Origin of the sequence: Brevundimonas sp. (assembly GCF_050729455.1) — a bacterium.
GTDB lineage: Bacteria > Pseudomonadota > Alphaproteobacteria > Caulobacterales > Caulobacteraceae > Brevundimonas.
The window spans coordinates 21,410-42,337 of the sequence record NZ_JBOHLI010000024.1 but is presented as its reverse complement, the minus strand read 5'-3'; the positions used below and the strand labels follow the sequence as shown (position 1 = coordinate 42,337).

Annotated in this window: 19 protein-coding genes, 1 tRNA gene and 1 pseudogene; 11 read left to right on the top strand and 10 right to left on the bottom strand. The window is 69.2% G+C overall.

Features of this window, described 5'->3' with window-relative positions; genetic code table 11:
• The 4 genes and pseudogenes from ACREEF_RS08090 to ACREEF_RS08075 all read right to left on the bottom strand — a co-directional run.
• Nucleotides 1–217, bottom strand: a pseudogene (locus ACREEF_RS08090) (SH3 domain-containing protein); the annotation flags it as partial.
• A gap of 106 nt (nt 218–323) precedes the next feature.
• Entirely contained in the window at nt 324–1,997 is a 1,674-nt protein-coding gene (locus ACREEF_RS08085) for a lysine--tRNA ligase (protein ID WP_431565083.1), read from the bottom strand.
• A gap of 49 nt (nt 1,998–2,046) precedes the next feature.
• Nucleotides 2,047–2,505 (bottom strand): MaoC family dehydratase, encoded by a 459-nt coding sequence (locus ACREEF_RS08080; protein WP_431565082.1) that lies wholly within the window; start codon nt 2,503–2,505, stop codon nt 2,047–2,049.
• Nucleotides 2,506–2,532: 27 nt separating this feature from the next.
• Nucleotides 2,533–3,288: a hypothetical protein gene (locus ACREEF_RS08075; RefSeq protein WP_431565081.1), complete on the bottom strand. Its 756-nt coding sequence runs from the start codon at nt 3,286–3,288 to the stop codon at nt 2,533–2,535.
• 100 nt (nt 3,289–3,388) lie between these two features.
• Between ACREEF_RS08075 and queA the strand changes: the two genes are divergently transcribed.
• From queA to tgt, 3 genes are read left to right on the top strand one after another with little or no spacing between them, the layout of a single operon-like run.
• Nucleotides 3,389–4,495 (top strand): tRNA preQ1(34) S-adenosylmethionine ribosyltransferase-isomerase QueA, encoded by a 1,107-nt coding sequence (queA, locus tag ACREEF_RS08070; protein WP_431565080.1) that lies wholly within the window; start codon nt 3,389–3,391, stop codon nt 4,493–4,495.
• Nucleotides 4,492–4,959, top strand: coding sequence for a hypothetical protein (locus ACREEF_RS08065; RefSeq protein WP_431565079.1), 468 nt, complete (start codon nt 4,492–4,494; stop codon nt 4,957–4,959). Before queA ends, ACREEF_RS08065 begins: the two co-directional genes overlap by 4 nt.
• A 23-nt stretch (nt 4,960–4,982) precedes the next feature.
• Nucleotides 4,983–6,095, top strand: a complete 1,113-nt coding sequence (gene tgt / locus ACREEF_RS08060) for a tRNA guanosine(34) transglycosylase Tgt (protein WP_431565078.1) — start codon at nt 4,983–4,985, stop codon at nt 6,093–6,095.
• On the opposite strand, the gene ACREEF_RS08055 is transcribed toward tgt, so the two are convergent.
• From ACREEF_RS08055 to ACREEF_RS08045, 3 genes are all read right to left on the bottom strand, one after another.
• On the bottom strand, nt 6,092–6,652 hold the full coding sequence (locus tag ACREEF_RS08055; protein WP_431565077.1) for a hypothetical protein: 561 nt from the start codon (nt 6,650–6,652) through the stop codon (nt 6,092–6,094). The two genes, tgt and ACREEF_RS08055, sit on opposite strands and share 4 nt — an antisense overlap.
• A 48-nt stretch (nt 6,653–6,700) precedes the next feature.
• Nucleotides 6,701–7,036: a hypothetical protein gene (locus ACREEF_RS08050; RefSeq protein ID WP_431565076.1), complete on the bottom strand. Its 336-nt coding sequence runs from the start codon at nt 7,034–7,036 to the stop codon at nt 6,701–6,703.
• A gap of 88 nt (nt 7,037–7,124) precedes the next feature.
• A tRNA-Lys gene (locus ACREEF_RS08045) sits at nt 7,125–7,201 on the bottom strand.
• Between the two features lie 238 nt (nt 7,202–7,439).
• On the opposite strand from ACREEF_RS08045, the gene ACREEF_RS08040 reads away from it, so the two are divergent.
• The 4 genes from ACREEF_RS08040 to ACREEF_RS08025 all read left to right on the top strand — a co-directional run bounded on the left by ACREEF_RS08040 (nt 7,440) and on the right by ACREEF_RS08025 (nt 15,027).
• On the top strand, nt 7,440–8,546 hold the full coding sequence (locus ACREEF_RS08040; RefSeq protein ID WP_431565075.1) for a CaiB/BaiF CoA transferase family protein: 1,107 nt from the start codon (nt 7,440–7,442) through the stop codon (nt 8,544–8,546).
• Nucleotides 8,547–8,642: 96 nt separating this feature from the next.
• Nucleotides 8,643–8,921, top strand: a complete 279-nt coding sequence (locus tag ACREEF_RS08035; RefSeq protein ID WP_431565074.1) for a hypothetical protein — start codon at nt 8,643–8,645, stop codon at nt 8,919–8,921.
• A gap of 104 nt (nt 8,922–9,025) precedes the next feature.
• Entirely contained in the window at nt 9,026–10,786 is a 1,761-nt protein-coding gene (locus ACREEF_RS08030) for an autotransporter assembly complex protein TamA (protein WP_431565073.1), read from the top strand.
• Nucleotides 10,783–15,027: a translocation/assembly module TamB domain-containing protein gene (locus ACREEF_RS08025; protein ID WP_431565072.1), complete on the top strand. Its 4,245-nt coding sequence runs from the start codon at nt 10,783–10,785 to the stop codon at nt 15,025–15,027. Before ACREEF_RS08030 ends, ACREEF_RS08025 begins: the two co-directional genes overlap by 4 nt.
• Nucleotides 15,028–15,063: 36 nt before the next feature.
• On the opposite strand, the gene arsC is transcribed toward ACREEF_RS08025, so the two are convergent.
• Genes arsC through ACREEF_RS08010 form a run of 3 tightly spaced genes read right to left on the bottom strand, consistent with a single transcriptional unit; the run spans nt 15,064 to nt 16,439 of the window.
• Complete coding sequence (arsC, locus tag ACREEF_RS08020; RefSeq protein WP_431565071.1) at nt 15,064–15,405, bottom strand: arsenate reductase (glutaredoxin); 342 nt, start codon at nt 15,403–15,405, stop codon at nt 15,064–15,066.
• Nucleotides 15,406–15,930, bottom strand: a complete 525-nt coding sequence (locus tag ACREEF_RS08015) for a hypothetical protein (protein WP_431565070.1) — start codon at nt 15,928–15,930, stop codon at nt 15,406–15,408. It lies immediately after the preceding gene.
• Nucleotides 15,931–15,965: 35 nt separating this feature from the next.
• Nucleotides 15,966–16,439, bottom strand: coding sequence for a hypothetical protein (locus ACREEF_RS08010; protein ID WP_431565069.1), 474 nt, complete (start codon nt 16,437–16,439; stop codon nt 15,966–15,968).
• A gap of 117 nt (nt 16,440–16,556) precedes the next feature.
• On the opposite strand from ACREEF_RS08010, the gene ACREEF_RS08005 reads away from it, so the two are divergent.
• The 4 genes from ACREEF_RS08005 to ACREEF_RS07990 all read left to right on the top strand — a co-directional run bounded on the left by ACREEF_RS08005 (nt 16,557) and on the right by ACREEF_RS07990 (nt 20,925).
• A complete protein-coding gene (locus ACREEF_RS08005; RefSeq protein WP_431565068.1) occupies nt 16,557–17,807 on the top strand; it encodes a hydrolase in 1,251 nt (416 codons plus the stop codon).
• A 4-nt stretch (nt 17,808–17,811) separates the two neighbouring features.
• Nucleotides 17,812–18,819, top strand: coding sequence for an arginine N-succinyltransferase (locus tag ACREEF_RS08000; RefSeq protein WP_431565067.1), 1,008 nt, complete (start codon nt 17,812–17,814; stop codon nt 18,817–18,819).
• Nucleotides 18,820–18,833: 14 nt separating this feature from the next.
• Complete coding sequence (gene astD, locus ACREEF_RS07995) at nt 18,834–20,249, top strand: succinylglutamate-semialdehyde dehydrogenase (protein ID WP_431565066.1); 1,416 nt, start codon at nt 18,834–18,836, stop codon at nt 20,247–20,249.
• Nucleotides 20,250–20,385: 136 nt separating this feature from the next.
• Nucleotides 20,386–20,925 (top strand): endonuclease domain-containing protein, encoded by a 540-nt coding sequence (locus ACREEF_RS07990; protein ID WP_431565065.1) that lies wholly within the window; start codon nt 20,386–20,388, stop codon nt 20,923–20,925.
• Nucleotides 20,926–20,928: the final 3 nt, after the last annotated feature.

Sequence of the window (20,928 nt, the reverse complement as noted above, 5' to 3'; positions counted from 1 at the left end):
TGCCCAGGGTCCGCTCGTTGCGCGCCACGTTCGAGCCGACGACGCCGCCCAGAACGGCGCCGATCGCGGCGCCCACGCGCTGACGGCCGCCCGGCGCGTCGCAGTTGGTGACGCCATTGGCTTGCGGCATGGCGCTGGCGGTCATCGGCACGGCGGCCGAGGCCAGGGCGGCGAACATGGCGGCGGCGGCGAGGCCCGCGTTGAAGGTCTTGGTCATCACTTACTCAGTCCTGTCATCGAAAAGTCGATGACGCGGACCATGCACGGGCGAATCTGAAGGCTCCCCCGGCCGCGCCGTTATATTCGGTTCATCTTGGTTAAGATCAGCCCTCGGCCAGCGCCCCGTTCGCCCCGGCCTCGATCAGGGCGATGGTCTGCGGCAGACCATAGATGGCCGCGAACGAGCCGAAGCGCGGCCCCTGCGAGGCCCCCAGCAGCACCTCGTAGAGCGCCTGGAACCAGGCCCGCAGCGGCTCGAACTCATGCGCCTTGCCGACGGCATAGACCTCGGCCTGGATGATCTCGCCGTCGGTCGTGTCGGCCGGCAGGGCCTTCAGGCGTTCGGCCAGATCCAGCAGCGCCGCCTTCTCCTTGTCGTCGGGCAGACGATAGGTCTTCGAGGGCTTCACGAAGTCCTCGTAGTAGTTCAGCGCATAGCCCATCAGCCGATCCAGCACGGGCTCGCTCGTCGGCGTGGCGTCCGGCAGGTATTTGGCGAAATAGGCCCACAACTGGTCCTTGCTGGAGGCGTTGGCCACGCCGACCAGGTTCAGCAGCAGGGCGAAGGACACCGGCGAGGCGCTCTCGGGCGGGGTCCCTGAGTGAATGTGCCAGACGGCGTTGTCGATCTGCTTGGCCGGTTCCTGCGTCTTGTACTGCTCGATGAAGGACAGATAGTCGTCCGTCGCGCGCGGAATGACGTTGAAGTGCAGGCTCTTGGCCGACTTCGGCGACTGGAACATGTACCAGCTCAGGCTCTCGGGCGTGCCGTAGCGCAGCCACTCCTCCATCGTCAGGCCGTTGCCCTTGGACTTGGAGATCTTCTTGCCTTCGACGTCGAGGAAGAGCTCGTAGTTGAAGCCTTCCGGCGACGTGCCGCCCAGGGCGCGACAGATCTTGCCGCTCTCGCGCACGCTCTCGATCAGGTCCTTGCCCGACATCTCGTAGTCGACGTCCAGCGCGGTCCAGCGCATGGCCCAGTCCGGCTTCCACTGCAGCTTCACGTGGCCGCCGGTGACGGGGACCTCGGTGCGCCCGCCGGCAGGATCGTCAAAGACGATGGTGCCGCGCTCGACGTTGCGCTCCAGCGTCGGCACCTGCAGCACATGGCCGGTGATCGGGCTGATCGGCAGGAAGGGCGAATAGGTGGCGCGGCGCTCCTCGCCCAGGGTCGGCAGCATGATGCCCATGACCTTGTCGAAGCGTTCCAGCAGGGTCAGCAGGGTCGCGTCGAACCGGCCCGACCGATAGGTCTCGGTCGAGGACATGAACTCGTAGTCGAAGCCGAAGCTGTCGAGGAAGGCGCGCAGGCGGGCGTTGTTGTGCGCGCCAAAGCTGTCGTGCGTGCCGAACGGATCGCGCACCCTGGTCAACGGCAGGTGCAGGTCCTCGCGCAGCATCTCCGGGTTCGGCACCCCCTCGGGCACCTTGCGCAGGCCGTCCATGTCGTCCGAGAAGGCGATCAGGCGCGTGCGCCAGTGATCGCCGGTCAGGGCGCGGAACGCATTACGCACCATGGTCGTGCGCGCGACTTCGCCGAAGGTCCCCATGTGCGGCAGGCCCGACGGGCCGTAACCCGTCTCCAGGATCACCGGCCGGTTCAGCGCCTCGAAGGTCGCCAGAGCCTCGTCCGTCTTGCCCGCGTCGATCAGCAGCTTGGCCGCATCGCGCTCCGCGTCCGACAGCCGTTTCTTGAGCACGTGGGCCAGCAGGTTGCGCGCTTGCTCAAACGGCCACGAACGGGCCTCACGGGACAGGGTTTCAAGGTTCTGAAGCATTAACGGGCTTTGCAGCCTTGAACGCGCGCGGTCAACCGCAGCGGGGCGATCAGAGCCGCGCCGAGGCGTCCTTGGGAAACTGCATCAGGTTCTCGAAGGTCATGACCACGTCGCCGTCCTGATTGCGGACCCAGGTCCTGGTCTTGACCGTGCCCCGGTCGGGACGGCTCTGCGACGGGGTGACGGCCAGGATTTCGCGGCGGACGATCAGGGTGTCGCCGGGCCGCACCGGGCGCAGCCAGCGCAGGTCGTCGATGCTGATGCCCAGCATGGGCGTGGCGCCGAAATGGGCGGCCTCGACATATTCGCGCATCACCCGCGAGGCGACGTGCCAACCGCTGGCGATCAGGCCGCCGAAACGGCCCTCGGCGGCGGCGGCGGCGTCGATGTGCATGGGCTGGGGGTCGAACTGCTCGGCGAAGGCGATCACCTCGGCCTCGGTGATGACGAAGGGTTCGCCCTCCCAGCTTTCACCGACGCTCAGGTCGTCCAGATAGCGATCGGTCATGGGGCGGCTCCTCACTCGACTATGCCGTCAGGCGACCGGAACCGCCTGACCTGACAGGGCCTCGTACAGGAAGGTCGCGGCCGACCGCCAGAGCGGCGCGTCGTAAAACACCGCCTCCAGCGTCTGCTCGACGAGGATCGGCAGGCCCACCCACAGCCAGACCGGATGCACCCGCCCCTCGACCAGCCGGTCGCGGATCATGGCCGCGAACATCAGGAAATCCGCCGCCACGACGCCCAGCCAGAACTGCGGATCCGGCACGCCCGGCAGCCAGTGACGCAGCCGAAACCAGGCCGGCCACAGGACGACGATGGTCGCCAGCAGCATCAGCCGCTTGTGGGTCCCCCCGTGCCCTCGGGCCGCCGCCCAGCCCCCCGCCAGCACCAAACCGAGAAAGATCGCCATCGACGTCAGCACGCCCGGCAGGCTGGAAACCGCCCCCGGTCCGAACCCCGACGCCAGGTCGCGCGCGACCGCCAGAAGCGCCACCGGAACCGCCGTGGCGGCTGTTGCCGCCGCCAGCCCCAGCCCCAGAAGGCCGGTCCGCATGTGAACGCCGTAACGTTCGGCCCGGATCAGGCCGGGCTGCAACACGAACAGCAAGACCCAGCCGAAGGCCAGGGCGCCGTGCAGGTGAACCACCGCCGCCGCCTGGAAGTCGCCGCGCGCCATCGGAGCCATATAGGTCCGGGAGAAGCCCAGCAGGACCACCGCCAGCCCGGTCAGGGCCATGCCCAGATAGAAGCCGCCGCGCGGGGCGGCGCCGGTCTTCGCGAGCGACATACGCCCCCCTTGAGTCCACGCCGAACGACGATAGCAGAAATCCGGCCCTTGGCAGCCCGCCCTTGACCCATCGGCGCGGGCATGGCCTTTGCCCCACCTCATGCTGACCTCCGATTTCGACTTCGACCTGCCCGATGACTGCATCGCGCTGCGCCCCGCCGAGCCGCGCGATTCCGCGCGCCTGCTGGTGGTCAAGGACGGCGCGCTGGACGACCGCATCGTCCGCGACCTGCCGGACTTCCTGCAACCCGGCGACGCCCTGGTGTTCAACGACACGCGGGTCATCCCGGCCCGCCTGTCGGGCGTGCGCCAGCGCCCGAACCCCGTGGTCGGGGGGCCGGAGGGCGAGACCCTGACCGTCGAGGTCGAGGCCACCTTGCACCACCGCGACGCCCCCGACGTCTGGTCCGCCTTCATGAAGCCGGGCAAGCGGCTGAAGGTCGGCGACCGTGTGCGCTTCGGACGACAGGCTGACGGCGCCTGCGAACTGGGCCGCCTCGACGCCGTCATCGAGGCCAAGAACGAAGACGGCCTGATCACCCTGCGCTTCGATCTGGCCGGACCGGCGCTGGACGACGCCATCCGCGACGTCGGGGTCATGCCCCTGCCCCCCTATATCGCGGCCAAGCGGCCCGAGGACGACCGCGACCTGAAGGACTATCAGACCGTCTTCGCGGCCTATGACGGCTCGGTCGCCGCGCCGACGGCGGGCCTGCACTTCACCCCCGCCCTGCTGGACGCCATCCGCGCGCGCGGCGTCTCGACCCACGCCGTGACCCTGCACGTCGGCGCCGGCACCTTCCTGCCGGTCAAGGCCGACGACACCGCCGACCACAAGATGCATTCCGAGTGGGGCGAGGTCTCGCCCGAGACCGCCGCCGCCCTGAACGCCGTTCGCGCCGCCGGCGGCCGCATCGTCTGCGTCGGCACCACCTCGCTTCGCCTGCTGGAAAGCGCCACCACCGAAGACGGGGTGGTTCAACCCTTCCACGGCGACACGGCCATCTTCATCACGCCGGGCTACCGCTTCCGCGCCTGCGACGTGCTGATGACCAACTTCCACCTGCCGAAGTCGACCTTGTTCATGCTGGTCAGCGCCTTCGCCGGGCTGGAGACGATGCGCGCGGCCTACGCCCACGCCATCGACAGCGGCTATCGTTTCTATTCCTATGGCGACGGGAGCCTGCTGTTCAGGAAGGACGCTTGACCGACGACCTGCCCGACGATTTCGCCGCTTCTCTGGACATCCTCGCCTCGGCGGCGAGCGAGATGCAGGACCCGTGGTGGATCTTCGGCGGCGCCGCCATGGTGCTGTGGGGTCTGCAAGACTGGCGTGCGCCCGACATCGACATCCTGTGCAGCCCGCGTGACGCGCGTCGCCTGATCGAGGCCCTGCACGGCCAGGTCACGCCCGATCCGGGCGAGGGCCTGTTCCGCTCGCAGGTGTTCGGCCAGATCCTGACCACCCCCGTGCCGCTGGACGTCATGGCGGGGATGGACGTTCGGGCCGGCGGCGACTGGGTTCCGGTGACCTTCTCCACCCGCGTGCCGATCGTGCTGGAGGACTTCACCGTCTTCACGCCGTCCATCGAGGAGCAGATCGAGACCTGCCGCCTGTTCGGCCGCCCCAAGGACCTGCAACGCGCCGAAATGCTGGAAAGCCTGCGTTAGCCTACCCTCCCCCGGAGTTTTTATTGCCCTTCCCGTTTGAAATTTCCGCCACCGAAGGCCGCGCCCGCACCGGCGTGCTGAAGACCCCGCGCGGCGACATCCGCACCCCCGCCTTTATGCCCGTCGGCACCGCCGCCACGGTCAAGGCGATGACGGTGGATCAGGTCAAGCAGACCGGCGCGGACATCATCCTGGGCAACACCTATCACCTGATGCTGCGCCCCGGCCCGGAGCGGATGGAGCGTCTGGGCGGCCTTCACAACTTCATGCGCTGGGACAAGCCGATCCTGACGGACTCGGGCGGCTTCCAGGTCATGAGCCTGTCGGGCATCGCCAAGCTGACCGAGGAGGCCGTGACCTTCTCCAGCCACATCGACGGGTCCAAACACGTCCTGACGCCGGAACGCTCGATCCAGATCCAGGCCGACCGCCTGGGCTCCGACATCGTCATGCAGCTGGACGAATGCGTCGCCTGGCCCGCCGAGGAAAAACGCGCCCGTCAGGGCATGGAGCTGTCGGCCCGCTGGGCGCAACGCTCCAAGAACGCCTTCGGCACGCGGGATGCGCAGGCCCTGTTCGGCATCCAGCAGGGCTCGACCTATGAGAACCTGCGCCGCGAATCCTCGGAGCGCCTGCAGGAGATCGGCTTCGACGGCTACGCCCTGGGCGGCCTGGCCGTCGGCGAGGGCCATGAGGCCATGTGCGAGGTTCTGGACTTCGCCCCCGAGTTCCTGCCCAGGGACCGCCCCCGCTATCTGATGGGCGTCGGCAAGCCGATCGATCTGGTCGAGGCGGTTTGGCGCGGCGTCGACATGTTCGACTGCGTCCTGCCGACCCGCGCCGGTCGTCACGGCCAAGCCTGGACCTGGGACGGGCCGATCAACCTGAAGAACGCCCGCTTCGCCGAGGATCAGGACCCGCTGGACATGGGCGTGCCCTGCCCCGCGTCCAATGACTATTCAAAGGCTTACCTGCATCACCTGATCCGCGCCGACGAGATCCTCGGCAAGGTGCTGCTGAGCTGGCACAACATCGCCTTCTTCCAGGCCCTGACGGCGGCCATGCGCGAGGCGATCAGCGAAGGCCGCTTCGAGCAGTTCCGCCGCGACTTCCGCGCTCGCCACCTGAAGGCCTAGGACCGAGCCCGGCGCGGCACGAACCCCGCCGGAGCGGCCGGCGGGGCGCAGTTGCGCTGCATCCCCACGCCTTTCAGGAACGAGCGGCGGCGCAGGCCCGCCTGAATGGCCGACTGGACGTGCTTGCTGTGCGCGTCGGCGCCGGTCAGACGGCGCACCCAGCTGCGCGCCGGGATGAAGTCGGTCACCGTGTCCCGCACCGCGCCCAGCGTGGCCGAGGCGGCGGCGTCGGCGGCGCGCTCGCTCAGATAGGACCCGTCCTGCGACGGCGGCGCATCCGTATCAGGCCCCAGCGCCTCGTCCAGCCGCGCGATCTCGGCGCCGATGGTGCGGCAGTGGTTCAGGTTGCGCAGATCATAGGGATTGGATTCGGCTTGCAGCAGGATCGTCGGAATCTCCTGTCGCCGCAGGTTCAGATCGTCCAGCGGCGCCGTGACGGCGTCCCCAAGCCCCGCTCCGACCTGCTCGACCCCGCCGCGCGCCGAAGCCCCGGCGTTGCAGCCGGTCAGGACCAGCGAGACGGACACGGCGGCGACGGCGAGGGGAAAATGACGCATTCCCCTTTAGATCACGCCGCGCCCCCATGGTGAAGCCGCCAGCCTGACCTAGTGCGGCGTGCGGTTGTTGAACCGTTCGTGGTTGGCCTGACGCGTCTTCTTGCCCTGGCCGTTGTGGGCCTCGGTGCGGATCGGGCGGGTGTTGTGGTTGCGGCCCTGCTGCTGGCCGAACGCGCCCGTGGCCTCGCCCTCGTCGGCGTAGTCGGCGACTTCGCCCGCCGCCGGCCCCGCCAGAGTCGAATCGGCAACGTCGCGGGCGGCGTAGGAACTGGGCTCGGGATGAGCCGCCCGGTTCTGCTCCCGCCCCTGATCGTTCGGGGCGATGGGGTCGTTCACCGCGTTCTGCGACGTGGCGTTGGAAGACGTGGTGTTCTGATGCGGCATGGCCGATCTCCCGTGGACTTCCTGAACAGAACCAGAGGCGCAGACGGACGTTCCGCCGCCGGGCCTGGAGATCAGAAAAAAGGGGAGATGGTACGCCCCCTCGGGCTCGAACCGAGGACCCTCTGATTAAAAGTCAGATGCTCTAACCAACTGAGCTAGGGGCGCACACTTTTGAAAACAACCACTTAGGTCGCCTCACCACGAGCCGGTTTGTCGCCGGTTCGCGGAGGCGGTTTCTGGTTCATTCCCGAATGGAGGTCAAGGGCTGCAATGTCGGAAGATACCTATTTTGTAAGGAAAACGTCCGCCTCGCGCCAGAGTTCAGCCGCAGCCGGTCCCTAAGGCGCAGCCGCGGTCGAAAATGTCGTGTCGGTTCGGGCGGGTTCCGGTTTAGCTTGCCCCCATGGGACCGCTTTCCGGACTGCGCATCATTGAAATCGACGGCCTGGGGCCTGTCACCTTCGCCGGCATGGTGTTGGCCGACATGGGGGCTGAGGTGCTGCGGTTGACGCGGGGCGGCGCCGCCACCGCCGCCGTGTTCGACGAGGTCGGCGGCGAGGTTCTGCATCGCGGACGCACGGCCGTGCCGGTCGATCTGAAATCGGCCGAGGACCGCGACAAGGTCCTGGCCCTGATCGAAGGCGCCGACGCCCTGATCGAAGGCTTCCGTCCGGGCGTGATGGAGCGGCTGGGCCTGGGCCCCGCCGCCTGCGCCGCGCGCAACCCGCGCCTCGTCTATGGCCGCGTCACCGGCTGGGGCCAGACCGGGCCGATGGCGGATCAGGTCGGCCACGACATCAACTACATCGCCCTGTCCGGCGCCCTCTATCCGATGGGCGCGGGGGATCAGCCCCCCTGCCCCCCGCTGAACCTGGTCGGCGACTACGGCGGCGGGGCCATGATGCTGGTCAGCGGCGTGCTGGCGGCGATGCTCGAGGCGAAAACGACCGGGCGCGGGCGCGTCGTCGACGCCGCCATGACCGACGGCTCAGCCCTGCTGACCAGCCTGTTCCACGCCCTGCGCGCTCGGGGTCTGTGGAGCGAACAACGCGAGGCCAATCTGCTGGACGGCGGCACGCCCTTCTATCGCTGCTACGCCTGTCGCGACGGCGGCTTCGTCGCCGTCGGCGCGCTGGAGCCGCGCTTCTACGCCGCCCTCATCAACGGTCTGGGCCTGACGCCGGACGAGGCGCCGCAGTTCGACCGCGACGGCTGGCCCGTCCTGCAAGCCCGGCTCAAAGCCCTGTTCGCCACGCGCGACCGCGACGACTGGGCCGCCCATTTCGCCGGAACCGAGGCCTGCGTCACCCCGGTCCTGACCCTGGCCGAGGCCGCCGACCATCCGCACAACCAGGCGCGAGGGACCTTTGCGGCGGCCGGAATCGTCCAGCCCGCGCCCGCGCCGCGCTTCGCCGCCCAGGCCGCCGAGATCAGCGCCGAGCGCCGGGCCTTACCGCTGGATCAGGCCCTGGCCGACTGGGCGCACGCACCCGGTTCCAGCGTGACGTAAAAGGTTCAGTTGCGGTTCATTCGCGTTCAGTCAACATAGGGACGGAACCCAGCCGCGCAGACGACGTTTGCCACCCCACAGGGGGAAGAAAATCCGATGAACCACTTGATTGTAAAACGTTTGCTGCTGGCCGCCGGCCTCGGCGCCGCCGCCCTTCTGGCCTCCTGCGACGAACCGCGTTCGGATCGCGACCACGAAACCGTCGAGATCCAGGTCGAAGAGCCCGCCGCCCCCGCCGCCGAGGACTCGGCCGCCCCTGCCGTGGCCGAAGCCCCCGCCGCGACCGACGCCCCGCCCCCGGTCGACACCATTCCGCACGATGAGCGGACCTCGGAACAGACGGTTCAGCCGGAAAGCGATACGCTGTTCTACTGATTCCGCCCTGAGGGGCGTTCGCTCCCGGTTGTCCTGCCCTGAACCAAGGCTCCAGATTGACGTCGAGGCCCCATCTTCTTCGCGCCGCCCCCCTTCTCGGCGGTATGGCGCTTTGGGCTGTTTGCGGCCACGCCGCCCTCGCGGACGAGCCTCGCGCCCAGATTCGCGGCGAGCTCGACGCTGATCTGCGCCACCAGCTGGAACAGGCCGTCGGCCAGGTGGACGGCGCCCCCGCCAACCGGTTCGAAGCCCGGCGACGGGCGCGCAACGCCATGGAATCGGCCGAGGCCCTGCTGCGCTCCGAAGGCTATTACCAGCCCACGCTTCAGGACGACGTCGAGGGGGAGGAAAAGCCCGTCGCCGTCGTCACCGTCACGCCAGGCCGCCGCTTTGTCCTGAGCGAGACCAAGGTCAACTGGGTCGCGCCTGTCCCCGACGCCGTGACCGAAGAGACCGTGCTCAAGGAGATCGACCTGACGCCGGGCGCCCCCGGCCGCGCCGCGGACGTCCTAGCCGCCGAAGGCCGGATCGTGGCGGGCCTGACGCGCGAAGGCTACGCCGACGCCAAAGCCGAGCCGCGCCGCGTCGTGGTCGATCACGCGACCTTCACCGTTCAGCCCAATTTCAACATCGCCTCGGGTGCCCTGGTTCGGCTGGACGGAATCCAGATGCGGACGCGCGGCCCGACCAGACCCGACTGGATCGCCAGATTGGCTCCATGGAACGCCGGCGATCGCTACGATCCCGAGGACGTGGCGGAGCTGGAGCGCCGTCTGCTGGACACCGGCGTCTATGACGGCGTCGGCGTCACTCTGGCGCCGCTGGATCAGATCACGCCCGAAGGCCTGCGCCCCGTCGTCGTCACCCTGTCGGACCGTCCGCGCAGCGTGCTGGAGGCCGGCACCACCTATTCGACCGCCGAGGGTGCGGGCGTGGACGTCTTCCAGACGCGCTACAACCGCTTCGGCCGCGCCGCGACTCTGAAATACGGCGGGCGTTTCGCCAGCATCGACAGCCGCCTGGGCGGCGAGGCCAGCTTCCCCCACTGGCGCCGGGCCGGCCGGACGCTGAAGCTGTCCGCCTACGCCGTCAACGAACAGACCGACGCCTACGACCGCAGCGCCGTCGCCCTGGCCGCCGACCTGTCGCAGCGCATCGGCAAGACCTCCTGGTTCAGCTACGGCCTGGGTCTGGACGCGGGCCAGTACACCGAAAACCGCTTCGATCCCCTGACCCAGGCGCCGATCACTTTCGACCGCGACCTGGCCATCGTGACCGGACGCGCCAGCGCCTACATGGACCGCTCCAACGATCCGCTGGACCCGACCCAGGGCTTCCGCCTGTCGGTGTCCGCCCAGCCGACCGCCGTGGCCGGCGAAGACACGGTGCTGTTCCTGCGCACCGAGGGCCAGGCGAGCGGCTACCTGCCCCTGCAGGACGGCGCCCGGACGGTGCTGGCCGGGCGCGCCCGACTGGGTTCGATCATCGGCGGCCAGGAGCTGACCGTGCCGTCGGACCGCCTCTTCTATTCCGGCGGCGGCGGCTCGGTGCGCGGTTATTCCTATCAGAGCATCAACCCGCGCCTGCCCGACAACACGCCGCGCGGCGGCCTGTCGCTGTTCGAGACCTCGGTCGAGGTGCGCCACGACATCGGCCAGAAATTCCAGGCCGTCGCCTTCCTCGACGCGGGCGCGGTCGGCTTCCAGGAGACGCCGAACTTCAACAACCTGCGCTATGGCGCGGGCGTCGGCGTGCGTTACAAACTGCCGTTCGGTCCGGTGCGGGCCGACATCGCCTTCCCTCTGGACAAGCGTGAGGGCGATTCCAACTTCCAGCTCTACATCAGCATCGGCCAGGCCTTTTGACCGACACTCCTCCGCCTCACGAAGCCGAAGCGGAAAGCCCCGCCGAGACGCCCGCGAAAGAGGCGAAGCGCAAACGCACGCGCCTGCAACGGATCGTCCGGGTCTGTGGCCTCGCGGTCGCCGGCCTGCTGGCCCTGATCGTCGTCGCGGCGGTCGGCGCCCGGATGTATCTGGTCACGGATTCCGGGCGCGCTCTGGTCGTCAGCATCGTCGACGGAAAGAAAATCAGCCGTTACGGCCGCATTCACGTCGAGGGGCTGAGGGGCGACCTGTTCGACGACTTCACCCTGGGCCGGGTCACGGTCAGGGACGCTGACGGCGTCTGGCTGGAGGCGACCGACCTCCGCCTGGACTGGTCCTTCTGGCCGCTGCTGATACGGCGCTTCCACGCCACCGAGATCAGCGCCGACCAGATCCGCCTGCTCCGCCGCCCGCAGTTCGAGCCCCGCGACGAGCCGGGCGGTCCGCAAGCCCTGACGGTCGCCATCGACAGGTTCAGCGCCAACGTCGAGCTGATGGAGGACTTCTCTAAGGAATACGGCCGCTGGACCCTGAGCGGCGACGCCCTGGTCCCGCGCAAGGGCGACAAGACGGTCAACGTCGACGCCTACAGCCTGAACCGCAAGGGCGACCACCTGCTGCTGAAGGCCGTCATCGGCAAGAAGCCCGAGGACCTGCGCGTCAACCTGCGCGCCATCGAGGCCCAGGGCGGGCCGATCGCCGGATCGCTGGGCTATTCGCCGGATCAGCCCTTCTCGGCCGTGGCGGTGGTCAATGGCCGGATCGTCGATGTCGTGGTCAAGACCGGCGGCCTCACCCCCCTCTCGGTCAAGGGCCGCTACGGCAAGGACGGGTCGCGCATCGGCGGCAATGCGGACTTCTCAGGCTCGGACCTGCTGGCGCCCTTCGCCAGACGCATCGGCCAGACCGCCCGCTTCGGCTTCGCCAGCCATCCGGTGCGCGACCGCGACGACGTTCAGGCCATGGCCTGGACCCTGACCGCCGAGAACATCACGACCCGCGCGCAGGGCCTGATCAACCTCAAGGACCGGGCCGCGCCCGAGGGCGTGAAGCTGAACGTCGCGACGCCCTCGCTCACTCGCTTGGTCGGGTTCACCCTGGCCGGGCCGACGACCTATACGGGCGTTTTCAGGGGCGACGCCAAGACCTGGACCCTACGGGGCGCGGCCGACCTTCAGAACGCCGACATCGCCAGCTATCGCGCCGCCCGCCTTTCCGGGCCGCTCGATCTGACGCTGAACAAGGGCCAATTCGACGTCATTACCGACGCCCGCGCCACGGGCGGCTCGACCGCCGGCATCATCGGCGCCCTGCTGGGGGCCACGCCCCATGTGAAGCTGGAAGGCTCACACACCACCGACGGCGCCTATCTGCTCAAGAAGATCGACGGACGCGGCCAGGCCCTGACCCTGACCGGATCGGGCGGACGCAGCCTCACCGGAGGGCTGAGTTTCCGCGGCGACGCCGACATCACCGACATCTCGCGTATCCGCAAGGGCGCCAGGGGTTCGTTCAAGGGACCGATCCAGGCCGGCAAAGGTCGTGGCGACGCGCCCTGGACCCTCAGCTTCGACGGGCGCGGCTCGCGCATGACCGTCGGCATGGACGAACTGGACCGTCTGCTGGGCCAGACGCCGCGCCTGAAGGCCGCCGGATCATGGCGGGGCGGCGTGCTCTCCATCGACAGCAGCGAACTGACCGGCGCGGCCGGCCGCATGGGCGCCAAGGGTCTGATCGAGGGCGGCAAGATGCGTCTGGCCCTGGACTGGAACGCGCGCGGCCCGTTCGGCGTCGGCCCCGTCGCCATCGACGGCGCCATGAGCGGCGACGGCGCCCTGACCGGCGCCCTGGCCCAGCCCCGCGCCGACCTGCGCGCCGCCTTCGACAAGGTCACCGCCAGCGGCCTGACCCTCACCAACGCCGACCTGATCCTCAGCTTCCGCAAGGGCGCCGACGCCTCGGACGGGCGCATCGTCGTCAACTCGGGCTCGAACTACGGACCCGCGCGGGCGTCGGGCAACTTCTTCCTCGGCGGAAACCGCATCCGCCTGACCGAGGTGGACGTCAACGCGGGCGGCGTGACGGCGCAGGGGGCGATCGCCCTGTCCAACAACTACCCCTCCAGCGCCGACCTGACCTTCACCGCGCGTCAGGGGGCCTTCCTGGCCTCGGGCGAGGCTGAGGGCCGGGTGCGCCTGACCGACGGCGGCGGCGACCAGAGCGCCATCCTCGACGTCACCGGCCGCAACGTCCGCCTGGCCGGTTCGACCTGGGTGGTCCGCAGCCTGGCCCTCAAGGGCCAGGGCACGCTGGAACGCCTGCCCTTCACCCTGTCGGCCGACATCGGCGGCGCCACCCCGGTCCAGTTCAACGGCGCCGGCGAGTATTCCCGCCAAGGCCAAGGTCAAGGCATGGGCCAGAGCGTCACCCTGCGCGGCGGCGGTAGTGTGCGCGAGGTCGCCTTCACCACCCGCGCCCCCGCCGTCATCGCCCTGAACGGCGACGGCCGCGTCGTCCGCGTCGACCTGGGCGTCGGCGGCGGCGTCCTGACCGGCGAACTGCGTCAGGACAAGGCCGGCAGCGCCATCCAGGCCGAGCTGACCAATGTCGAGATGGGCTCCCTGGCCCCCGACCTGCGGGGCCAGATCACCGGCCGCGTCTCGCTGCAGGGCTCGGGCGAGACGCTGAACGGCTCGGCCAATGTGGACCTGAAGCAGCTGCGCAGCATCGACGCGCCGCGCGGCCTGGCCGTGGACGGCACGCTGAACGCCGACCTGACCGACAACGTCCTGCGCATTCAGGCCCAGGCGCACGACGGCAACGCGGTTCAGGCGTCGGCCGACATCAGCCTGCCGGTCCTGGCCTCGGCCGCGCCGCTGCGGCTGGCCGTCGAACGCACCCGCCCCATGTCCGGCGACATCGCCGTCAACGGCCAGATCCAGCCCATCTGGGACCTGTTCCTGGGCGGAGCCCAGTCCCTGTCAGGCCAGGTCGCGGGCCGCGCCACCCTGGCCGGCACCCTGAACGAGCCGCGCCTGAACGGCCGCGTGGACCTGACCCAGGGCGCCTTCCGCGACAGCGCCACGGGCCTGCGCCTCGAAAACGTCTCCCTGGCGGGCCGTTTCGACGACAGCCAGGCCGTGATCGAACGGTTCGAGGCCGCCGACGGGGTCAAGGGCACGGTCACGGGCAGCGGCAATCTGGGCCTGCGTCAGGGCTCGGGCTCGACCCTGCGGCTGGAGCTAACCCGGTTCCGCGTCATCGACAACGACATCGCCGAAGCCCGCGCAAACGGCTTGCTGACCGTGGTGCGCGCCGCCGACGGCAATATCCAGATCAGCGGCGACCTGAACATCGACAACGCCGAAATCGCGGCCAACCTGCCCGGCTCCAACGGGGTGGTGAAGATGGACGTGGTCGAGATCAACCGCCCCGGCGGCGACCCGGTCGAGACCGAGGCCAAGGCGCGCGGGCCGCAAATAGGGCTGAACCTCAACCTGACGGGCCGGGAAATCCACGTGCGCGGCCGCGGCCTGAACGTCGAGCTGACCGCCGACGCCCGCGTGCGCGGCACCATCGCCCAGCCGCAACTGACGGGCACCGCCAACGTCGTGCGCGGCGACTATGAGTTCGCGGGCAAGCGCTTCGTGTTCGACGACAGCGGCTCGGTCTCCCTGTCCACCGATCCGGCGCGTATTCGCCTGAACCTGGCGGCGGTGCGCGAGGACCCGACCCTGACGGCGACCATCAAGGTCACCGGCACGGCGGCCGCGCCCAAGATCGAGCTGACCTCGACCCCCTCCCTGCCCCAGGACGAAATCCTGTCGCAGGTCCTGTTCGGGCGTTCGGCCTCGCAACTGTCAGGGTTCGAGGCGGCGCAGCTGGCCTCGGCCGTGGCCTCGCTGGCCGGCGGCGGCGGCTTCGACGTGATCGGCAACCTGCGCCAGCTGGCGGGCCTGGACCGGCTGTCGTTCGGCGGCGAGGCGTCCAGTCTGACGGTGGCCGGGGGCCGCTACATCACCGACAACGTCTATCTGGAGATCATCGGCGGCGGCGAAGGCGGGGCGGCGGTCAACGTCGAATGGCAGGTCCGCCGCAACCTGGCCGTCAGCTCCAAGTTCGGCGGCGAAGGCGACGCCAGCCTGTCGATCCGCTGGCGCCGCGAAAGCGACCGTCCCGGCGGCGAAGCAACCGATCGGCGTCGGAACGGCAGCCGCTAACCCTTCTTTCCTCCCCATTTTATGGGGAGGAAAGCCCTACAGAATGTGCAGGATGTTCTCGACCGGACGCCCGATCCGGGCGCCTTTCGCCGTCTGGACGATGGGGCGCTCGACCAGCACCGGGTCGGCCATCATGGCGGCGCGGATCGCCTCCTCGGATGCGCCGCTTTCCAGCAGTTCCGCCGTCCGGGGCTCGCGTTTGCGTAGCATCCCCGACAGGCCGACGCCGGTCTCCTTGGCCAGCCTGTCCAGCGTCGCCGCATCCCAGCCGGTCTTCAGATACTCGACCACCGTCGGCTGAACGCCCTTCTCCTGCAGCAACTCCAGCGCCTTGCGCGAAGTCGAGCATTTCGGATTGTGGAAGATCGTGACGGTCATTCAGTAGGCTCTCTTCAGTCTTTCGAGGGTGGTCGCGCCTCGATAGGCCGCGATCACAGGCAGCAACAGGATAGCGAAGAGCGCCCAGTTGAACATCGCCCAACCGTCCAGCGCGGCGCTGGGGAAAAGGCCGATCGCCAGGACGCCCATCGTCATCACGATGGAATAGCCGACATAAACCAGCATGATGATGGGAATGATGCGGGTCATCTTTTTCCACTGCACCGCAGCGACGAAAGCCATCAGAACAACGAAGCCAAGGCTGAAAAGCGCCATCATCGGCCGCATCGCCTCAAACATCATCATCTGGAATTCGAGGTGTTCAGGCGGCAGCTGCATCTGTTCGAACTGTCGCGACATCATGTTCCGCAAATAGTCCGGGTCAACGATCATCCGAAGGCTCGTCACCGCGGATGACAGGGCTACGATCGCTAGGGCCACTGCCCCGACCCGCGCCGCCCTCTGCGCCTCGGCCATGCCGCGCGGCGGCGTGAAGGGATTGGCCGCGCGCAGCCACAGTTTCATGTTCTGGTTCATCATCGCCCCCCGGCTGGAAAGCTCTACCTCTTAGCGGGCAGCGGCGCCGTGGCAAGCCGCGCCAGCGCCGCCGCGCCGCGCAGGCCGCCGACGTGCAGAACGGCGCAGATCAGCATGGCGACGGCCGCGATCGCGCTGCCCCAGAGCGGCGCCCCCGCCACGCCCAGCGGCGCCCCGACCAGCAGGCTGACGCCGAACGAGCTGAGTTCATACAGCGCCCAGGCCAGACCGAAGACCGGCAGGATGCGGTTGGGTCGCCGCCACTGCGCCCAGCCCAGCCCCCCGGCGATCAGGGCGAAGAAGATGGCGAACCCCGTCGTCGCGCCCCGGAACTCGGCGTAGGCGGCGTCCGAGGCGTACCAGACCAGGCCCGCCTGCATCAGTCCCGCCGCCGCCCACAGCCAGAAGGCCACGGCGCTGAGACGCGCCATCGCCGCGGCCGTCGAACCCGAATCGACGGGACCGAACGGATTAGGGAGAACGAAACGACGGTTCATGCGCGACTCCTAGAATGCGGCGGCAAACCTATCCCGCGCGGGGCGCTTTTCCCAAGGCCGTGAGCGAGAAACCGCCTCGCCTTCACCTTTGCCTCGCCCGCGTCTAGGGTCGCCGCCATGCGGATCGAACCCCACGACCAGGCCGTTCTCGACCACGTCGCGGCCCGAGGCGACGTGATCGTCGCGCGGGCCATCGACTGGGCCAACATCAACTCCGGCAGCCGCCACGCCGCCGGTCTGGCGCGTATGCTGGATGTGCTGGAGGCCGAGGCGCGCCGCCTGCCTGCCGCAGTCGTGCGCGTGCCCACCAAAGCCTCGACCACCGTGGCCGACAACGGCGCTGTGATCCCCGAATCCTACGCCGACTGCCTGACGATCACCGCCCGGCCCGAGGCCCCGATCCAGGTCGTCCTGACCGGCCACTACGACACCGTCTTCCCCGCCGACAGCGCCTTCCAGACCGTCGTCACGCGCGCCGACGGCGCCCTGAACGGTCCCGGCGTGGCCGACATGAAGGGCGGGATCAGCGTCATGCTGGCCGCGCTGGAAGCCTTCGAGACCCACCCCGACAAGGCCCGCGTCGGCTGGACCGTGCTGCTGTCTCCCGACGAAGAGATCGGTTCGCCCGCCTCGGCCCCCCTGCTGGCGGAACTGGGCGCGCGCGGCCACGTCGGCCTGACCTATGAGCCGGCCCTGTCGGACGGCACGCTGGCGGGCGAGCGCAAGGGCAGCGGCAACTTCCACCTGATCGTCACCGGCAAGGCCGCCCACGCGGGCCGCGCCTTCCACGAGGGTGCCAACGCCGTCGCCGGCGCCGCCATCATCGCCGCCCGCCTGCACGGCCTGAACGGCCAGCGCGAAGGCGTCACCGTCAATGTCGCCAAGATCGCCGGCGGCGGCCCGCTGAACGTCGTCGCCGACAACGCCGTGGTCCGCTTCAACGTCCGCGTGCCGGACGCCGACAGCGCCGCCTGGATCGACCAGACGGTGCGCGCCATCGCCGCCGAGCCCCCCTTCCCCGGCCTAAGCCTGGACCTGCACGGCGGCATGACCCGCGCGCCGAAACCGATGGACGCCAGCCAGACCGCCCTGTTCCACGCCGTCCGCGACGCAGGCGACCTGCTGGGGCAAACGATAGCCTGGAAGCCCTCCGGCGGCGTCTGCGAGGGCAACAACCTGCACGCCGCGGGCCTGCCCAATGTCGACACCCTCGGCGTCGTCGGCGGCGAGATCCATTCGGACCAGGAGTTCGCCTGGCGCGCCAGCTTCGTCGAACGCGCCCAGCTGTCGGCCCTGATCCTGTGCAAGATCGCCTCGGGCGAGATTGACGCGTTGAAACTGAAACAGCTCCGACTGGAGACCATGTAACCGCATGCTCGTTGTTCGCCCCGCCGGCCCGGCCGACCTCCATCACCTGCTTGAACTGGCCATCCTGTCCGGCCCCGGCTTCACCAGCCTGCCGGAAGACGCCGACGTGCTGAGTGAGCGCCTGGAACTGAGCCAGGCCAGCTTCGAAGGCCGCGTCCCGCCGCAGGAAGCCTGGTACACCCTGATGCTGGAAGACGGCGACACGGGCGACATCGACGGCATCGGCTCGGTCAAGGCGACGGTGGGGCTGAAGCGGCCCTTCTTCTCGTTCCGCGTGGTCAACAACATGGTCCAGTCGCCCTCGCTGGGCATGAAGCTGAACCATCAGACCCTGGTCCTGGTGAACGAGTGCACCGGCTGGACCGAGGTCGGCTCCCTCTTCCTCAAGGCCGATCGTCGCAAGGGCGGCGCCGGACGCCTGCTCAGCCAGTCGCGCTACATGCTGATCGGCGCCCAGCCGGACCTGTTCGCCGACAATGTCCTGGCCGAACTGCGCGGCGTCTTCACGCCTGACGGCTACTGCCCCTTCTGGGACCACGTGGCGCACAAGTTCTTCCCCATGGACTTCGACGACGCCGACCGCATGAGCGGCTCGACCGACAAGCAGTTCATCCTCGACCTGGCCCCGCGCCACCCCATCTACATCGACCTGCTGCCCGAACCGGCCCGCGCCGTGATCGGCAAGGTCCACCCCCAGGGCGTGCCCGCCATGGCCCTGCTGGAAAGCGAGGGCTTCCGTCCCAACGGCCTGGTGGACATCTTCGACGCCGGTCCGACCGTCGCCTGCGGCCGCGACAACATCCGCACCGTCCGCGACGCCCGCGTCCTGACCGCCCGCATCGAGAACGAGGTCGAGGTCGAACTGCCCAGCCTCGTCTCGACCGACAGCGTCTCCGCCTTCCGCGCTGTCCGCGCCCGCGTCCTGGTCGACGGCGACATGGTCCGCATAACCCCCGACGTCGCCGCCGCCCTGAAGATCAAGGACGGCGCCACCGTCCGCGTGAAATCCTGAACCGAGTAGCCGCCATGACCCGTTTCACCTCCACCAACCCCGCCACCGGCGAAACCGTCTGGGAAGGCGAAGCCGCCTCCGTCGAACAGGTCGGCGCCGCCGTCGAGGCCGCCCGCAATGCCTTCCCCGACTGGGCCGACCGCCCGCGTCAGGACCGCATCGACGCGGTGAAGCGCTATCAGGCGGTGCTCAAGGAGCGCGCCCCCGAAATGGCCGAGGCCATCAGCCGCGAAACCGGCAAGGCCCTGTGGGAGACGAAAACCGAGCTGGCCTCGATGGCGGGCAAGGTCGACATCTCGATCCGCGCCTATGACGAGCGCACCGGCGAGCGCAGCAGCGAGACCGCCTTCGGCCGCGCGACCCTGCGCCACCGCCCGCACGGCGTCTCGGCGGTGCTCGGCCCATTCAACTTCCCCGGCCACCTGCCCAACGGCCACATCGTCCCGGCCCTGCTGGCGGGCGACACGGTCGTGTTCAAGCCGTCCGAGGAAACGCCCCTGACCGGCCAACTGATGGCCGAATGCCTGGACGCCGCCGACCTGCCGGCGGGCGTGTTCAACATGGTGCAGGGCGGGCGCGACACCGGCGCAGCCCTGCTGGACCAGCCCATCGACGCCCTGATGTTCACCGGCTCGGGCGCGGCGGGCGCCCACTTCCGGCGCAAGTTCGCCGACGATCCCCACGTCATCCTGGCGCTGGAGCTGGGCGGCAATAACCCGCTGGTCGTCTGGGACGCCGCCGACGCCGAGGCCGTCGCGGGCATCGTCGTCCAGTCCGCCTTCGTCACCACCGGCCAGCGCTGCTCGTGCGCGCGGCGCCTGATCGTGCCGGAAGGCGCGGCGGGCGACGCGATCGTCGAGGCCGTGGCCGCCATGTCCGACCGCCTCAACTTCGCCCCCTGGGACAGCGATCCTGAACCCTACGCCGGACCGCTGATCTCGGAAAAGGCCGCCAGCAACGCCCTTGCCGCCCTGCAACAGCGCATCGACATGGGCGCCAAGGTCATCCGCGCCTCCGGCCCGGTCGATAACCTGCCCGGCGCCTTCGTCAAGCCCGCCATCATCGACGTCACCGGCGTCGCGGTCGAGGACGAGGAAATGTTCGCCCCCTTCCTCCAGGTCATCCGCGTCCCGACCTTCGACGCCGCCATCGCCGCCGCCAACGCCACCAAATACGGCCTGTCCGCCGGTCTGGTTAGTGACGACGCGAAAAACTGGGACCGCTTCATCAACCGCATCCGCGCCGGCGTGGTGAACTTCAACCGCCCGACCACGGGCGCGGCGGGCGACATGCCCTTCGGCGGCCTCGGCGCCAGCGGCAACCACCGCCCCAGCGCCTACTACGCCGCCGACTACTGCGCCTACCCGGTCGCCAGCTTCGAGGCCGGTTCGGTCAAGAACATCGAAAGCGAGATCAAGGGGCTCCGCTGATTTCCTCTCACCGCGCCACACTCCGCGCACAAGAGCCCTCCCCCTCAAGGGGGGAGGGTTGGGAGGGGGTGCGCCCACGCCGTTTCCCGGGCATACACAAGAGGCTCAACCGCGCCCCTGAACCGCAGCGGCCACAATGACCGGCTCCGAACCCTTCATCACCCCGCCTCGCGTCACGCCGCGTGAATGCGCCCGCGCCCGCGCCCGCCGTCTTAGGTCAGCGCCCACCTGGACCGAAGCCAAGCTCTGGGACCACCTGCGCCGCCTGCCGATCCGTATCCGGCGTCAGGCCCCGATCGGCCCCTATGTCGTGGACTTCGCCTGCCTGCGCGCCCGACTGGTGATCGAAGTCGATGGCGGCGTGCACAATCGCATGGACGTCGCCCTGCGCGATCTGAAACGCGATGAATGGCTGGCGAGCGAGGGCTACCGCGTCCTCCGGATCGACACCCGCCGCATCCCCCACGACCTCGACGCCGTCGTCGCAGAAATTACCCAGGCCATCCGCTCTAAAGCCCCCCTTCCCCTCGAGGGGGAAGGGGTTGGGGGATGGGGTGAAGCCGCGACGCATCTGGAAATGACGCAAGAGACGCCGTCCCGCCTCCCGCGCCCGCCCCATAACCATCCTGCCAACACCCCCACCCAACCCTCCCCCCTCGAGGGGGAGGGCTCATGAGCG

Bases quoted from the DNA above. Each gene is read 5' to 3' on its own strand.
- ACREEF_RS08085 (WP_431565083.1), bottom strand. From the start codon at position 1,997: ATGCTTCAGAACCTTGAAACCCTGTCCCGTGAGGCCCGTTCGTGGCCG.
- ACREEF_RS08080 (WP_431565082.1), bottom strand. From the start codon at position 2,505: ATGACCGATCGCTATCTGGACGACCTGAGCGTCGGTGAAAGCTGGGAG.
- ACREEF_RS08075 (WP_431565081.1), bottom strand. From the start codon at position 3,288: ATGTCGCTCGCGAAGACCGGCGCCGCCCCGCGCGGCGGCTTCTATCTG.
- queA (WP_431565080.1), top strand. From the start codon at position 3,389: ATGCTGACCTCCGATTTCGACTTCGACCTGCCCGATGACTGCATCGCG.
- ACREEF_RS08055 (WP_431565077.1), bottom strand. From the start codon at position 6,652: ATGCGTCATTTTCCCCTCGCCGTCGCCGCCGTGTCCGTCTCGCTGGTC.
- ACREEF_RS08050 (WP_431565076.1), bottom strand. From the start codon at position 7,036: ATGCCGCATCAGAACACCACGTCTTCCAACGCCACGTCGCAGAACGCG.
- ACREEF_RS08040 (WP_431565075.1), top strand. From the start codon at position 7,440: ATGGGACCGCTTTCCGGACTGCGCATCATTGAAATCGACGGCCTGGGG.
- ACREEF_RS08035 (WP_431565074.1), top strand. From the start codon at position 8,643: ATGAACCACTTGATTGTAAAACGTTTGCTGCTGGCCGCCGGCCTCGGC.
- ACREEF_RS08030 (WP_431565073.1), top strand. From the start codon at position 9,026: ATGGCGCTTTGGGCTGTTTGCGGCCACGCCGCCCTCGCGGACGAGCCT.
- arsC (WP_431565071.1), bottom strand. From the start codon at position 15,405: ATGACCGTCACGATCTTCCACAATCCGAAATGCTCGACTTCGCGCAAG.
- ACREEF_RS08015 (WP_431565070.1), bottom strand. From the start codon at position 15,930: ATGAAACTGTGGCTGCGCGCGGCCAATCCCTTCACGCCGCCGCGCGGC.
- ACREEF_RS08010 (WP_431565069.1), bottom strand. From the start codon at position 16,439: ATGAACCGTCGTTTCGTTCTCCCTAATCCGTTCGGTCCCGTCGATTCG.
- ACREEF_RS08005 (WP_431565068.1), top strand. From the start codon at position 16,557: ATGCGGATCGAACCCCACGACCAGGCCGTTCTCGACCACGTCGCGGCC.
- ACREEF_RS08000 (WP_431565067.1), top strand. From the start codon at position 17,812: ATGCTCGTTGTTCGCCCCGCCGGCCCGGCCGACCTCCATCACCTGCTT.
- astD (WP_431565066.1), top strand. From the start codon at position 18,834: ATGACCCGTTTCACCTCCACCAACCCCGCCACCGGCGAAACCGTCTGG.
- ACREEF_RS07990 (WP_431565065.1), top strand. From the start codon at position 20,386: ATGACCGGCTCCGAACCCTTCATCACCCCGCCTCGCGTCACGCCGCGT.